The sequence below is a fragment of the Methylobacterium oxalidis genome (assembly GCF_007992195.1).
Taxonomy (GTDB): Bacteria; Pseudomonadota; Alphaproteobacteria; order Rhizobiales; family Beijerinckiaceae; genus Methylobacterium; species Methylobacterium oxalidis.
In genome coordinates this window covers 1-14,346 of record NZ_BJZU01000158.1, presented here as the reverse complement: position 1 = coordinate 14,346, position 14,346 = coordinate 1, and the positions used below count along the sequence as shown (strand labels likewise).

The window sequence follows — 14,346 nt, the reverse complement described above, 5'->3', positions numbered from 1 at the left end:
CCGGGTTCAGCCCATGCCTCGCTCCAGTCGACCATCGGCTCAGCCGCAAAGCTGACTGTTGTCGAGAACGGCCGAGATGGGCCGACCCTGGGAAGCTACGAGCCTTACCCGTTCAAGGAGAGACGCAAAGCCGAGAAGCTATCTGCCTCTAGGATCGCATCTGAGCACCAGGGCAGCCTCATCAGCGGCAGCGGAGCTGCCATGGATGCCTGAGTAGCCCCAGAGGCAAAGCACGGCTGTACGAGCGACCTTTTCGGAGGCACCGAGGTCAAACATGGGGAGAGTACCGGCACACCTTCGCTGGCGCTCTTCCCCTTCTCCCCAGGGCAGGCTGTAAGGCTTGTATGTCCTCGCCCTTCCACGAGCTGCGCCGCTTTCTCGCTGAGCAGATGCGGGCTTCCGCTTACGTGCTGACTTCAGCCTCGCCTAGGGGCTCGATAATGAGCAGTCGGCAAACATAATGACCTCGCTGTATCCTGCGGTGACACTCACGGCTGATCCATTCCGTTGTCTCAAGAGTTCACAGTAGGACAGAGGCGAGTCGCGTCGTGCCATCGTTCTACCTCCATCTGTATGGCCCCTTGGGGCTGCAACAGGATGAGACGGGCTTCGAGCTGGAGAGTGTCGAGGCTGCTTACCTCCTGGCGTATCATAACGTCCCGAGGATGGCGGCTGAGCTGGCGAGACAGAGACTTGATCCTCACCAGTTCAAGATAGTGATCACCGATAAGAAGGATCGCTATTTGATGACCCTACCCTTCTCGGAAGCTCTCGGCGCGAAGGTGCAGTAAGCTGGTAGAAGTCTAGGGAGTACAGCAAAGAACTGAGCAGTGGGGTCGAACCCGTTGCTCTCTTCCTCAACAGCCCTCAGCGGATCTCACCAATCGTGCCCGCCGTTAGAAGCGCCGTTTGGTTCATATGTGTAGAGGCTTGGCTCAGGGCGGCTCACCGTCACCGGATAATAGTAGGTCTCGCGAGGCGGATTGCCGAACCGCATCCCTGCCGATCTGACCCCAGCAGTGTCGTCACGAGACCTCTGCCGGGCAACCTTGACGCCCTTATCTTGGCGCTTCGCTATGAGTGGATGGCTACGCTCGATGGTCACACGCGTATTTGCCAGACCCTGGGCCTCAACAAGGCTGAAGAGCGTGGCAGCGTTTCGGAGCGAGAGCCTGACGCAGCCGTGTGATGCCGGGCGACCAAGCTGCCTGCCGTGGGTCGTGCCGTGGATCGCATGCCCCTGTGCCGTGAAGAAGATCGCATGAGGCATCGGCGCGTTGTCCCACTCGCGCGAGAAGTGGGTCCGCTCCATGCGAAAGGGTCGATAGCTTCCGTTTGGCGTGTCGTACCGTGAGGCTCCCGTCGAGACCGGCCAGGTGTAGCGCTGCTGACCATCCACGCTGACGGTCATGCGCTGGCTGCTCTTGTCGACTTTGATCGCCACGTCTGCCCATGCAGGACGAGCAAGCACGGCCGAAAGCACCAAGCTCGACAGGGCGAACAGGAGACGAGAACGCATCAGAGGAAATCACCGTATGAAATTAGACGCTTCCGGTGATACTCCGTTCAAGCCTTGCGGTTCCCGCTTGAGCTAGCCAGTGGGTTGTGACCAAAGGCCTAAGTTCGTTCTGGCTACCAAGGCAGTGTCACGGCTATGCGAGGAGAGGCCGCCAAGGTGAAACAACTGGAAAGTCTTGTTGCTCTTTGCTCGCTGCTGCTATCCTGCAAGCCAAGCTAGAAAGTACGCAACCGCAAACTGAACCGGCAGAAAAGCACTTAGGAGAACGATAGGCGAATAGGGGTAGTACATAAAGCTACGCCGCCTCCAGCAATGATTTTTCCTCTACCTTCAAATAGACTGGGTTCATAGAGCGAGTCCGCTCTCGTACGAGGCATTGCCAGGTACGCACCCTGACCATGCGGGTAGTTGCTCAGTCAAAACTAAGGGGCAACCGAGGCTCAGCCGAGCGGCAGCAGAATGTTGGAGCCACCAATCAGCGTTCCGGTTCGATCATAGAGGGGCGTTGGATAGGGCATGAAGGGTTGGCGCGAACCATCAGGTCGCTCTAGCACTGCCTGAACACCGCGAACCGCTCGGCCTTCCTTGAGCGCAACGGCCATCGGGCATCGGTCTAACGGCAGGTGTGCGCCATCAGACGTGAAGATACGCCAGGAGCCACACCACCGAGCCTCGCCTAAGGTCGGTCGATAGCCCCACAGGCGTGCCGCGGCCTCGTTGTAGTACGTCAGCCATCCGTCCGCGTCAGTCGTGTAAAGCGGAGACCATAGTGATTTGAACAGTTCCTCTCGCGACGGCTCGAAGTTCCAATCCGCGTCGGGAGCATCGATCACGTACTCAGGGCCGGAATAGGTCACAGGTCACTCACACGCCGCAAAACGAGAGCGCCATTAGCGTATTGGCTTCGCCCTGACGTTAACAAATGCGAGCAGATCAGATGGAATATGAAACGGTCACGGCAATCGGACGCCATATGTCACCACTGTAACGGCTGAGGTTTTAAGCGATGCTAATCGTCTCGGGTTAGGAAAACTAAGGGTAAGGCATCGAAACGAACCCGCCTGTCGGAATCTTCTTTCATCAGCAAGGCATTAAGTTAGCCATAGCGCCCAAGCTCAGCTACTCTCAAGCAACGAGCTAGGTCAGGCTTGGCCACAGAAGCTTTGACACAGATTAATGGTAGCATCTTTTCGGCCCAATCTTCGGAACCTTGCCTCTCGACCAGCATTAACCAGCACACGGGCGCTATTGTCTCGGCCCCGTGCTTATAGATGGATTGAAATCTCCGACTTGCGATTACCGGGGATAGCCTCGCTTCTTCGTCTTAATCGGCGTGGAGGCGGGGCTATCTTCGTGTGGCATGCCCCGCTCAAGGCTGACCGACTGGAGAGCACGAGGAATCGCCTAGTTAGGTTGTCTTGGTGATCAGTGCGGCGGAGAAGGTAGTGGTCGAGGTTTCCAGCCCCGCTACGACGAACAAGGGGAGAACACGGTTGAGCAGAGGGTGATGCTCGGCGCTCTCCCCACTGATGTCTTCAGCCTAGATCGAACTCAGACCTCACCTCAGTAGTCACGCTCGCTGCTGCGGCTCATCTGGCGCGGGATATAGTCGCCTGAGTAAGACCGTTGGGCAAACAGGAGCCAGCCGAGACCAAACCCAATTGCGCCAGCCATCACCAAGCCAGCCATCGTCATCTCATCGGCGTTCCTGATCGCGCGACGCCCGCGGCGATAGTAGTGCGTGCCCTGCTCCGAGAGATCATCCCAAGTGTCGGACGCTCTGTCCCTCACGTCCCGCAGAGTCTCCCGGGCTTGATCAGCGACCCCACTCGCACCACCGGTTTGCTGTTGGGTGTTGCGTCCACTCTGACCGGCGGCCGTGCCAGATGCTCCACCTTGTCGATTGTTAGCCACAAGACCCTCCCGTTCGACAGCGTGTGAACTTCGCTCCCCAACCTCCGATCACCCTGTGGATCATGAGCGGGGGCGTAGGGTCTCAGCAACGTTCGGCAGCCTCCAAGCGATCCATCACGACCGCGCACCCCCGAGTCATTACCCTAGGTAGCCCGATCAGCGCTTACTAGTACTGATTAACTTAGATCAAGTACGCATTCCTCAGTGGGGTAACACAGATATGCCTCTTGCTCGCTCTCCCAAGGCGTGTAAACACCTCCGCCACGGGGGCTGACATGAACGTTATTCCGCCGATCGTCGCTTCACTGCTTACGCTGGCTGCAAGTGCGGCTTATGTCTCACTGCGGTATTCGGAACAGGAGGCCATATTGGAGAGCATCTCCGGGGCTCTTCTGATTGCCGGACTCGCGGTGTTGGGGTGCAGTATGCCCCTGTTTCGCTGACGTGCTTCTCACTCTCGTGGCCATTCGTTGCACCTTTCCTTCACCAGGGCACGACCACCAGCGGCACCCAGGCAGGACCCAGGGTTCAACCCCCGGAGAGCGTGGGGAAGGACTCTGGTGAGGCTGCCCTGGTGATCAGGAGCACGGCTGCTGGGCGCAGACGTTGAGCTTCATGCCGAATGGAAAAGACGTGAACGGCAGAAGGCTGAGATCATGAAGGGAGGTAGAGAAGTCGGGTTCCAGCCCTACCGGTAGCGGATCACTACAACGCTGAAGGGATGGCCTTGCTTCTTCGTCATCACTGGCGCCAAAGATGTGCCTTAGCAGAACCACGGCTTTACGAACGCACTTCCGCAGGGTTTTGCTTAGGCCAAACTTGGGGAGAGTACCGGCTCTGTGCCGCTTGACGCTCTTCCCCTTCTTTCCGAGGCGGGCTGTAAGTCTAGAATGTCTAGCGCAGCTTCTTCGGTCAGAAGCCAGGATTGTGCAGCCTCACGTGACGCAAAGTGCCTTCCGCATAGTCTTGGGGGTCAGCCTTCCTCTTACTGGAACGACAACCCTCCATTGCCCTTGGTGTTTGAGGACGTATGGAGCGGGCTGATGCATAGAGCGTCCCTCTGCGTTGCTGGGCCGATAGTCACCGGAGTTACGCTACTCGCCTCAATATCCCGTGTGACACTTGATCGTTCAGCGGCAAACTTGGGCCCAGAAGGCTCAAGGGCTCATGGTGCGGGAAGCTGAACGGCGGATGCTTGCTGATGATCTTCGGCACGACCACCGGCAGCACCAAGGCAAGTCCCAGGGCTATCCATAGACATCACGAGGAAGAGCTTTTGTGAGGCTGCCCTGGTGGCCGAAGGTGATGTCCAGAGTCACCCTCTCCTCACCATCAAGGTTGGCAGGATGTCAGGACAATCATGTTGAGCCATTTCTCGGGCGGTATTTGCAGACTCAGGCCGCTGTGGCGAGCTTACTAGCACCGTGACCCGTAACAGAGAGTTCGATGGCGCATGAAAAGACAACGCTCTTCGACTCATCGCGGACGCGCACTTGGAGCTTTCCTCGTGTGTATTTCTGCGGCTTGTCTGCGGCTATCTCGCAAGCTGTACGGAGCGCCTCTTCGAGAGCAGCATTCCTATCTGAGCATTCAGTGCCATCATAGTCATAGGCCGAGAAATCTGCGTCGCTAACGTCAAAGAAATACCGGGTCATGAACTGACCTTCCAACGATAGACTGCGATTTTTTGGAACTATACGCAGGGCCGAACGAATCGGGCACCCGGACAATCATATGAATGATGAACTCAGCGGTATCAACCTAGGCTGACCGTGCGGAATGGTACTGGATAAGGTGAGCTAACTCTTTCCAGTCTGACGACACACAGATGGTGCGGGTCAAAAATCGCATGTTCGCCATTGTGTTAGCCGGTTAGCGGTTGGCTGCCGCTTTCGCCATTACCTGATGCGTAAGGTGCGAGATGGCAGGTGAACGCATCCAGTAAGATGGCGTTTGTGGCGCTATGGTCACGCTTGCCAAACGTCAAATTCGGAGATGGTTGTCTGAGCATTCGCCCCATCGCCCAACTCGACGCGAGGGCACATCGGCATAGCGCCTTGGGCAGTCCCGGCTGATCTCATCCCGCACATGGTCGAGCGTAGCCTCAGCCCCGAACCGCTCAGCTAGTCGAGCAAGCCGGTAACGCCCTTTGCGCCAGGAACAGAAGATGCAGTCGAAGCGGACCACCACATACGGGTACTGGCTCAGCCGCTCCGGGATCCTCATTGCCAGGTTAAGTGGGGCCCAGATCGAGCGTAACCGTGGGTAATCAGGCGGTTCTTGGCCTTCTCCCGTTCGTCGGCCTCACTCAGGTCATCCAGGGCGTCGGAGATGGCATCGCTTGAATAGGCTTGACGGTCACACGTGGGTCTCACACAATGTGGCTCCAGGTTGCTCTTAAATCATTGTAATCGCTGACATGTGGTCGATTCCTCGGGAGTTCGATCCTCTCCACCGGCACCACGCGGCCCTGCCATCATGGAGCGTCTGTGTCCGAAGGGCCGACGGGCACGCTCAGATATTCACCTTCCGTTCAAGCACGGCCGTTCAAGAACATAAAGTCAAGCTTCGCTCAGCGGGGAGCATTACGGTCCCGCTTCGTAGTGTCTCTGGTTCTTCGGCCGCTGTTCCGCTGAAGATCCGATGAATGCTTCTTTCAGAACCAGTTAAATCCTTGCTCGCTAGCACCGCCGCAACACGGTGATGGCCTTTCCGCGCCGGCCGCCTCGGCGCGGCCCGGCGATCACGCAAGAGAGGCCGAAGCCGTCGCACTCTCTCGCAGGGCGGTGATGACGCGCGGACCCGACGACAGCCGATCCGATCCGAGCCAGGGCGCGCCGCCCGGTCCTCGCCGACGCGCGGGCCCCCTCGATCCCATCGCGCGCCGCCGCATCGGCCAGAGCCTGCGCACCCTCTACGCCGGGATCCTCGTCCAGCCGCTTCCGGCGCGCTTCGAGGCGCTGCTCGACGACCTTGCCGCGCGCGCCGGCACGCCTGACGCCCCGCCGTCCGAGCCCGAGGAGCCCCAGCGATGACGCATGCCGCCGCACCCGTGGGCACGCCGAACGGCGCCGATGCCGAGATGCGCGACCTGCTGCTCGGCGCGATTCCGGCGCTGCGGGCCTTCGCCTTCTCGCTCACCTACGATCTCGACCGCAGCGACGACCTCGTGCAGGACACGCTCGTGCGCGCCTGGAGCAAGGCCGACACCTTCCGCCGCGGCACGAACCTCACCGCGTGGCTGTTCACGATCCTGCGCAACCTGTTCTACTCCGAGCAGCGCAAGCGCAAGCGCGAGGTGGAGGACGCCGACGGCGTCCTGGCGGGGCGCCTCACCAGCCTGCCCGAGCAGGAGATCCGGGTCGAGATGCGGGAGTTCCAGGCCGCCCTCGACGGGCTGCCCTTCGCGCAGCGCGAGGCGCTGATCCTCGTCGGCGCGCAGAACTTCACCTACGAGGAGGCCGCCGAGATCTGCGGCGTCGCGGTCGGCACGGTGAAGAGCCGGGTCAGCCGCGCGCGCCTGCGCCTGATCGAGGCGCTCGGCCTCGAGGACACGAGCGACATCGGCGCCGACGCCCTGACGCGGGCGGCCCTCGACCCGCGCTGAGGCGCGGCCTCCGCCGCGCCGGACACGATCCGGAAACACGCCGTCGCGCCAAGTCGCAACGATCCGTTCACCGTTCCTCAACGGGTTGCGTCGTAGAGGGCGGAGGAGAGGTCGATGATGGCGTGGAAGGTCGGCGGCGCGTTGGCGTCGCTCCTCGTGCTGATCTGGGTGTCGAACTCGGCCGCGGTCGCTCCCGCCTCCGAGACCGCGCCCGCACGGTCCGCCGCGGCCAAGCGCGAGACCTGGCGCCGCGACTACCGCGCGCCCACCGCGATCCCCTTCCCGGACGCGAACCCCTACAGCGAGGCGAAGGCCGAGCTCGGCCGGCGCCTGTTCTTCGACCCCATCCTGTCCGGGGACCGCAACCGCTCCTGCGCGAGCTGCCACGTCCCGGCCCTCGGCTGGGGCGACGGGCGGGGGCGGGCGCTCGATCTCTCCGGCGGCGACATGGAGCTGCGCACGCCGAGCATCCTCAATCTCGCCTGGCAGGAGCGCCTGGGCTGGGACGGGAAGTTCCGCACCCTCGAATCCGTGAGCTTCTTCCCCATCACCGGGGCCGGCAACATGAACCTCCCGGTCGCGGAGGCCCTGCGCCGGCTGTCCGAGGACGCGGACTACGCCCGCGCCTTCGCCGAAGCCTTCGAAACCTCCTCGGAGGGCTTGCCGCAGGCCCAAACCCGGATCCCGTCGCGCGCCACCCCGGTCGTCACGCAGGAGCGGGTGGAGGCCGCGCTCGCCACCTTCGAGCGGCTGATCGTGTCGCGGCCCGCGCCCTTCGACCGCTGGATCGGGGGGGACGAAGGGGCGATCACGGAGGCGGCCAAGCGCGGCTTCGACCTGTTCAACGGCAAGGCGAACTGTGCCGCCTGCCACAGCGGCTGGTCGTTCACCGACGGCTCCTACCACGACATCGGCACCGCGACGGGCTCGGATATCGGCCGCGGCCGCTACTTCCCGAACGCGCCGGCCCTGCGCTACGCCTTCAAGACGCCGGGCCTGCGCGAGGTCTCGCGGCGCGCGCCCTACATGCACAACGGCTCGGTGCCGACCCTCGCGGCGGTGATCGACCTCTACGACCGCGGCGGCATCGACCGGCCGAGCCGCTCCGCGGACATCCGGCCCCTCGGCCTCAGCCTCTCCGAGAAGGCCGATCTCGCGGCCTTCCTCGAGACCCTCTCGTCCGAGCCCGGCCGGGTGCCGGCGCTCGCTGACCTGACCGCGGATACACCCCGCCCCTGAGGCGGGCGCACCGCCCGATCTCTGCGCCGACGCCCGGCGCTCGATCACCTGAACGTTTTCAAGTCAAACCGAACGCATCGGTTTGCACATGACTCACAGCGTTAACCTTTCGGTAAGCTTTGTTAACAAACCGTTGGCGCGCGCTGGAACTGCCAAGGTAAATATCTCGGACAGCAATCGTTAACTCTCCGCTGCCGAGGCGCCAATGTCTCAAATCAGGAAGGGCTTGTCTCAACTGGGGCTTGCCGCGCTCGCCGCGCTGCCCCTCGGGCTCGTCGGCACCGTGCAGGCGCAGGCCCACGTCAAGTGGTTCTGCGCCTTCAACGTCGCCGGCCAGCCGGAAGGGCTTGAGAACGTCCTCTGCCCGGACTTCGAGTGGCTCGTCGCGCTCGCTCTCCTCGGCCTGATGGCGGGCTGCCTGGCCGAGGGCACGGCCCTCGGCACCGCCCTGCTCAACAGCCTCGACCGGGCGACCGCGCGCCTCAGGACGGACACCGAGCTCCTCGTGCGGGTGGTCTGCGGCTTCTTCTTCGTGTCGCTGTGGAACCTCGGCGGCATCATCCTGACGCCGGAGCTGAAGACCGACGCCGCCTGGGTGTCCTGGCTGCAGCTCGGCATCGCCGCGATGCTGATCTGGAAGCGGACCCTGCCGGTCGCGGCCCTCGGCATCGTGTTCCTGTTCGGCCTCGCGACCTGGACCTACGGCGCCTTCCACCTCGCCGACTACCCCGTCTTCCTCGGCATCGCCGCCTACCTGGCGCTCACCGGGCTCGACCGGACCCTGTTCGGCATCCGCCCCATCGACGTGGTGCGGATCACCGCCGCCGTGACCCTGATGTGGGCCTCGGTCGAGAAGTGGGCCTACCCGGACTGGACCGCGCCGCTCCTCGCCTCCAAGCCCGCCATGACGCTCGGCGCGAGCCCCGAGCTCTTCATGAAGGCCGCCGGCGTCATCGAGTTCACCCTCGCCTTCGCGCTGATCTGGACGCCGCTGGTGCGCCGCACCGCAGCCATCGTACTCGCCGCCATCTTCATCTCGGCGGTGTTCGAGTTCGGCAAGCTCGACGCGGTGGGACACTCCGGCATCATCGTGGTGCTGCTCGGCATCGCCGCGGACGACGCCCGCACCCTGGCGACCCGCCGCGACGTGGTCCTGGCCCCGGCCTATTACGGCGCCGCGCTGGCGAGCTTCCTCGCCCTCTACTATGTGGGCCACGCGCTCCTCTACGGCAGCTACGCCGCCCTGCCGACGATCTGACGCGCGGGCCAATGGACATCCGGAACGCGAGGCGGGCTCCCGGGAGCCCGCCTCGCAACGTTTGCAGGGGTCGCGAGATCGCGCACCGCGAGGCCGAGGGGCCAAGGTCGAGGGGCAGGGGCGATGATCGGTAGGGTTCTCATCGGCCTCATGCTCGCCGGGCTCGGCTGCGCCGCGGCGGGCCTCACCCTCCTCGTGGCGCGGGGCGCGGAGCCCGGCGGCATCGAGGAGGCGTGGCTTCTGGTCGGGCCGCCCGATCTCGGCGCGGTCGATTTCCCGACCCTGCGGCGGGCATCCCTTCCGGTCGATGCCCTCGCCTGCCCGCCGGACCATTGCCGCGCGGCCGCCCCGGACCTCGTGCCGCCCGTCTTCCCCGTGCCGGGCGAGCGCCTGCGCGCGATCGTTGAGGCCGTGGCGGCTGAGATGCCGCGGACCGAGCCGGTCTTCCACGCCCGCTGGGCGGAGGAGGACCGCTACGTCGCCCGCTCGGCCTGGCTGCGGCGGCCGACCACGGTCAGCGTGGCGGTCATCGGCGCGGGCGAGGGGCGCTCGACGCTCGCCCTCTACGCGCGCAGCCAGGGCGCGCTGCCCGATCTCGGCGGCAACCGCGCCCGGCTCGCCCGCTGGCTGGAGCGGATCGCGGCGCGGGCGGAGGTTCCCTGATCGCCGCCGGCCACCGAACGGGAAGAACCCGCGCGGCGCGACCCTCGGCGACCGTGCGCCCAAGCGGCCGTCAGCCGGGGGAGGGGGCGGGCACCAGGACCCGCGCGGGTGCGAGGCGGGCGGCCCGCCGCACCTGCCGGACCGCGACCGGGCGGTAGAGCTGCTTCGTGGCATCGACCACGTGCAGCCCCGCGAAGGGGAGGGACAGGGCGGTGCCGAACCGCTCCCAGGCGCCCGAGGTCTGCAGCATCAGCCGCCCGCGCACCGGGGGCATGTAGAGGGTCTCGGCCCAGCCTTCCGGCGAGAACAGGGTGTCGCGCATCAGGCGCCCGAGTTGCGAGCGGCTGTAGGGCTGGCCGTGGCCGAAGGGCGTCGCCTCCCGGCGCGCCCAGACGCCGCGGCGGTTCGGCACCACGAGGATCATCCGGCCCCCCGGCGTGAGGATGCGCCAGACCTCCTGCAGCAGCTCGGTCGGGCTCTCGACCGCCTCGAGGGCGTGGACGAGGATGACGCGGTCCACCGCCGCCTCGGGCAGCGGCATCATGGTCGGGTCGGCCAGCGTCGAGCAGGAGCGCCCGGAGCCCGGCCAGTTCACCACGCCCTGCGTCGCCGGCATGAAGGCGAGCGTGCGCTCGGCGATGCAGTGGACCGGACCCAGATACGGCGTCGCGTAGCCGAGCCCGAGCACCCGCAGGCCGGAGACGGAGCCCAGGAACCCGTGGATGGCCCGGCCGACGAGGCGGTGCGTCACGCCCCCGAGGGGCGAGGCGTAGAAGGCGCGCAGGTCGGTGACGTCGAGACGCATGGGCGGATCGGGTACGCAAGGGCGGCTTTCGGGGGTTCACGCCGGGTTCCGCCGCGCGGAGCCCCTGGCCGAATGGCTCCGAATGCTTCAATGGGGTTGCCGAACGCCCGCGGCAAGCGGGCGAGCGCCTGCGGCCCATGGACAAGCGCCTGCGGCCCATGGACAAGCGCCCGCGGCGGGCAGGGAAGCGCCCCCGGCGAGCGGGCGGTCCGGAACCCGCCGCGCCGGCCCCGGTTCTCCGCGGGATTGTTACGGTTCACGAGGAGATCCGTCATGGCCGCCGCGAAGCCCGAGATCCGTACCTTCCTCTGCCGCAGCGACAACATCGGCGTGCTGATGCGCGATCCGGCGACGGGCGCCTGCGCGGCGATCGACGTGCCCGAGGCCGGGCCCGTGCTGCGCGTCCTCGATGAGACGGGCTGGTCGCTCACCGACATCCTCGTCACCCACCGGCATGCCGACCATGTCGAGGGCATCCCCGAGGTGAAGCGGGCCACCGGCGCGCGGGTGACGGCGCCCGCCAAGGCCGGCGCGGAGGTCCCCGAGGTAGACGTCGCCGTGGCCGAAGGGGACACGGTGCGGGTCGGCGACCTCGTCGGGCAGGTTTGGGAGACGCCCGGCCACTGCGCCGACCACGTGACCTACTGGTTCCGGGAGGCCGGCATCGCGTTCGCGGGCGACACCCTGTTCACCCTCGGCTGCGGCCGCGTGATGGAGAGCCCGCCCGAGACGCTCTGGCACTCCCTGTCCCGCTTCCTCGCCCTGCCGGACGAGACGCAGATCTTCAGCGGTCACGATTATGTTCTCTCGAACGCCCGGTTCGCGCGGGCCGCCGACCCCGATAACGCAAACTTGAAGGCGCGCGCCGAGGAGGCCGAGCGGGCGGGCCGCGAGGGCCGATTCCTCATTCCATCGACCCTCGGCGTCGAGCGGGCGACGAATCCCTTCCTGCGCAGCACCGAGCCGGCGCTGGCCCGCGCCGTCGAACTGAGTCCCGGGGCGGACCCGACCGCGGTGTTCGTGGCGCTGAGGGCGTGGAAGAATCGGTTCTGATCCGAACCATTCAAGAAAAATTTGTTGCCATCTCAAACGGAACTGAACATACGACATCGGCGGGGTTTTGAAACACGCCGCTGCTCGAGGCCCCCGGAGGGGGTGCGCACACGTCGTCAGAAGCGTGCCGCGGTACGCTTCGGCCGGTCAGATGGGGGTCCGTCTCGCCTTATCATCTCTCCCCCTCCCGCCTTCCTCTTCCCTTCGTGCAGCCGGAGCGCGACGCAGAACCCGAGCGGGCCGAGACGATCCGCGAGGGCAGGCTCGAACCGGTCGCCCTGGACGAAGCGCAGGGCCCCGCTCGCGCGCCCGGACGTCCCGCGGCCCGGCTGACCGGGCCGGCGGCGCGCGCCCGGCCGGCCCCGGCCTCCGCCGACGTGCGCCTCCTCGCCATCGCGACCGAGCATCTCGCACGCCTGGGGCCGAAGCGCGTCACCGTGGTGGCGGTGGCCGCCGAGGCCGGCATGACCCACGCCAACGTCTACCGCTACTTCCCGTCGAAGGACGCGCTCCTCGACGCGGTGGCCGGGCGCTGGCTGCGGGAGGTCGAGACGCGGCTCGCCGGCATCGCCGACGGGCCGGACCCCGCCGACGACAAGATCGAGCGCCTGCTCTCCGCCCTCTCGGCGGTGCAGCGGGACGCCCTCGTGGACGAGCCGAACCTGTTCGCCGTCCATCTCGACGCCACGGTCGAGGCGCGCCCCATCGCCCGGCGCCACCGGGTCCGGCTGCGCAGCCTCGTGGAGCGGATCGTGGAGGAGGGCATGGCGACGGGCGCCTTCTCGGCGCGGGACCGCGAGCGGGCCATCGCCTACATCTTCGACGCGAGCTACCGCTTCACCCATCCACTGGCGATCCAGCACGATTCCGACGTGCCGCGCGACCTCGTCGAGGCGCGCCTCGGCGCCGTGATTCACGCGATCCAGCGGGTGCTGCGCGCAGGCATTCTGTGAGTGAAGTGACAGGGTTTAACATCTGTCACTTCGCCACTCCGACGGCGCCTCGGAGCGGGCGGCGCGCCTAAATCCTTCGGCCTGCTGAGCTTTCGCGGCCGCCTCCTCGACGCCTGCCGTTCCCCTCTGGCCCGAAGCGTGCTTGCCCCACCTTTGGTCGGGTTGAAGCAGGTGGGCTTTTCCGCCACACACCCAGCCACGCGAGCGACCGTGACAGGCGCGCTTCTCGCCGATCCCGCGGCTCGACCGGATCGGGCCGTCGGCAGGCTTCATTCTGGCAGCGGAGGTTTCTTTACACATGGCACGCAGCAAGATCGCGCTCATCGGCGCCGGGCAGATCGGCGGAACCCTCGCGCATCTGGCCGGCCTGAAGGAACTCGGCGACGTCGTGCTCTTCGACATCGCGGACGGCGTGCCGCAGGGCAAGGGCCTCGACATCGCGGAATCCGCGCCCGTCGACGGCTTCGACGCCAAGTTCTCGGGCGCGAGCGACTACTCGGCCATCGCGGGCGCCGACGTGGTGATCGTGACGGCCGGCGTGCCGCGCAAGCCCGGCATGAGCCGCGACGACCTCATCGGCATCAACCTCAAGGTCATGGAGGCGGTGGGCAACGGCATCAAGAGCCACGCCCCCGACGCCTTCGTCATCTGCATCACCAACCCGCTCGACGCGATGGTCTGGGCGCTGCAGAAGTTCTCGGGGCTGCCGACGAACAAGATCGTCGGCATGGCGGGCGTGCTCGACTCCGCCCGCTTCCGCCACTTCCTCGCCGACGAGTTCCAGGTCTCGGTGGAGGACGTCACCGCCTTCGTGCTCGGCGGCCACGGCGACGACATGGTGCCGCTCGTGCGCTACTCGACGGTGGCCGGCGTGCCGCTGCCCGACCTGGTCAAGCTCGGCTGGACCACCCAGGAGAAGCTCGACGCGATGGTCGAGCGCACCCGCAAGGGCGGCGGCGAGATCGTCAACCTGCTCAAGACCGGCTCGGCCTTCTACGCCCCGGCGGCCTCGGCGATCGCGATGGCGGAGAGCTACCTGCGCGACAAGAAGCGCGTGCTGCCCTGCGCCGCCTACCTGTCCGGCCAGTACGGGATCGACGGCCTCTTCATCGGCGTGCCGATCGTGATCGGCGCCGAAGGCGTCGAGCGCGTCCTCGAGGTCACGTTCAACGGCGACGAGAAGGCGATGTTCGACAAGTCGGTCGCCTCGGTGAAGGGCCTGATCGAGGCCTGCAAGGGCATCAACGCCGCGCTCGCCTGAGCCTTCCGCGGGGGCGGGCGGGGGACCGTCCGCCCTCTCTCCTCCCGCCGCCCGCTTCATCCTACGAGGCTGCC

The 14,346-nt window shown here is 65.7% G+C and carries 14 protein-coding genes; 10 read left to right on the top strand and 4 right to left on the bottom strand.

Going from position 1 to position 14,346, the window contains the following annotated elements; translation table 11 throughout:
* Together MOX02_RS31915 and MOX02_RS27310 are read left to right on the top strand one after the other, a co-directional pair.
* Positions 1-213 (top strand): hypothetical protein (locus MOX02_RS31915; RefSeq protein WP_210250414.1); only part of this gene is annotated, 213 nt, incomplete at its 5' end.
* Positions 214-548: 335 nt separating this feature from the next.
* Positions 549-791 carry a DUF6894 family protein gene (locus MOX02_RS27310; protein WP_147028948.1) on the top strand — a complete coding sequence of 81 codons (243 nt, stop codon included), beginning with the start codon at positions 549-551 and terminating at the stop codon, positions 789-791.
* An 86-nt stretch (positions 792-877) separates the two neighbouring features.
* On the opposite strand, the gene MOX02_RS27305 is transcribed toward MOX02_RS27310, so the two are convergent.
* From MOX02_RS27305 to MOX02_RS33035, 3 genes are all read right to left on the bottom strand, one after another.
* Positions 878-1,519: a L,D-transpeptidase gene (locus tag MOX02_RS27305; RefSeq protein WP_147028947.1), complete on the bottom strand. Its 642-nt coding sequence runs from the start codon at positions 1,517-1,519 to the stop codon at positions 878-880.
* 440 nt (positions 1,520-1,959) lie between these two features.
* Complete coding sequence (locus MOX02_RS27300) at positions 1,960-2,376, bottom strand: hypothetical protein (RefSeq protein ID WP_174804976.1); 417 nt, start codon at positions 2,374-2,376, stop codon at positions 1,960-1,962.
* A gap of 2,451 nt (positions 2,377-4,827) precedes the next feature.
* Complete coding sequence (locus MOX02_RS33035) at positions 4,828-5,088, bottom strand: DUF6894 family protein (RefSeq protein WP_170268017.1); 261 nt, start codon at positions 5,086-5,088, stop codon at positions 4,828-4,830.
* Positions 5,089-6,222: 1,134 nt separating this feature from the next.
* Between MOX02_RS33035 and MOX02_RS27295 the strand changes: the two genes are divergently transcribed.
* From MOX02_RS27295 to MOX02_RS27275, 5 genes are all read left to right on the top strand, one after another.
* Entirely contained in the window at positions 6,223-6,468 is a 246-nt protein-coding gene (locus MOX02_RS27295) for a NepR family anti-sigma factor (RefSeq protein WP_147028946.1), read from the top strand.
* The gene (locus MOX02_RS27290; protein WP_147028945.1) at positions 6,465-7,040 is read left to right on the top strand and encodes a sigma-70 family RNA polymerase sigma factor; all 576 of its coding nucleotides are present in this window, start codon (positions 6,465-6,467) and stop codon (positions 7,038-7,040) included. Before MOX02_RS27295 ends, MOX02_RS27290 begins: the two co-directional genes overlap by 4 nt.
* Positions 7,041-7,157: 117 nt before the next feature.
* Positions 7,158-8,279 (top strand): cytochrome-c peroxidase, encoded by a 1,122-nt coding sequence (locus MOX02_RS27285; RefSeq protein ID WP_147028951.1) that lies wholly within the window; start codon positions 7,158-7,160, stop codon positions 8,277-8,279.
* Between the two features lie 205 nt (positions 8,280-8,484).
* Positions 8,485-9,537: a hypothetical protein gene (locus MOX02_RS27280; RefSeq protein WP_170268016.1), complete on the top strand. Its 1,053-nt coding sequence runs from the start codon at positions 8,485-8,487 to the stop codon at positions 9,535-9,537.
* Between the two features lie 123 nt (positions 9,538-9,660).
* Positions 9,661-10,200, top strand: a complete 540-nt coding sequence (locus MOX02_RS27275) for a DUF1499 domain-containing protein (protein ID WP_170268015.1) — start codon at positions 9,661-9,663, stop codon at positions 10,198-10,200.
* A 70-nt stretch (positions 10,201-10,270) separates the two neighbouring features.
* Here the strand turns inward: MOX02_RS27275 and MOX02_RS27270 are convergent, their stop codons facing one another.
* Positions 10,271-11,005, bottom strand: coding sequence for a class I SAM-dependent methyltransferase (locus tag MOX02_RS27270; protein WP_147028944.1), 735 nt, complete (start codon positions 11,003-11,005; stop codon positions 10,271-10,273).
* Positions 11,006-11,278: 273 nt separating this feature from the next.
* Between MOX02_RS27270 and gloB the strand changes: the two genes are divergently transcribed.
* From gloB to mdh, 3 genes are all read left to right on the top strand, one after another.
* Positions 11,279-12,058: a hydroxyacylglutathione hydrolase gene (gloB, locus tag MOX02_RS27265; protein ID WP_147028943.1), complete on the top strand. Its 780-nt coding sequence runs from the start codon at positions 11,279-11,281 to the stop codon at positions 12,056-12,058.
* Between the two features lie 329 nt (positions 12,059-12,387).
* Positions 12,388-13,011, top strand: coding sequence for a TetR family transcriptional regulator (locus tag MOX02_RS27260; RefSeq protein ID WP_238179892.1), 624 nt, complete (start codon positions 12,388-12,390; stop codon positions 13,009-13,011).
* A 298-nt stretch (positions 13,012-13,309) separates the two neighbouring features.
* Complete coding sequence (gene mdh, locus MOX02_RS27255; protein WP_147028942.1) at positions 13,310-14,272, top strand: malate dehydrogenase; 963 nt, start codon at positions 13,310-13,312, stop codon at positions 14,270-14,272.
* Positions 14,273-14,346 lie beyond the last annotated feature (74 nt).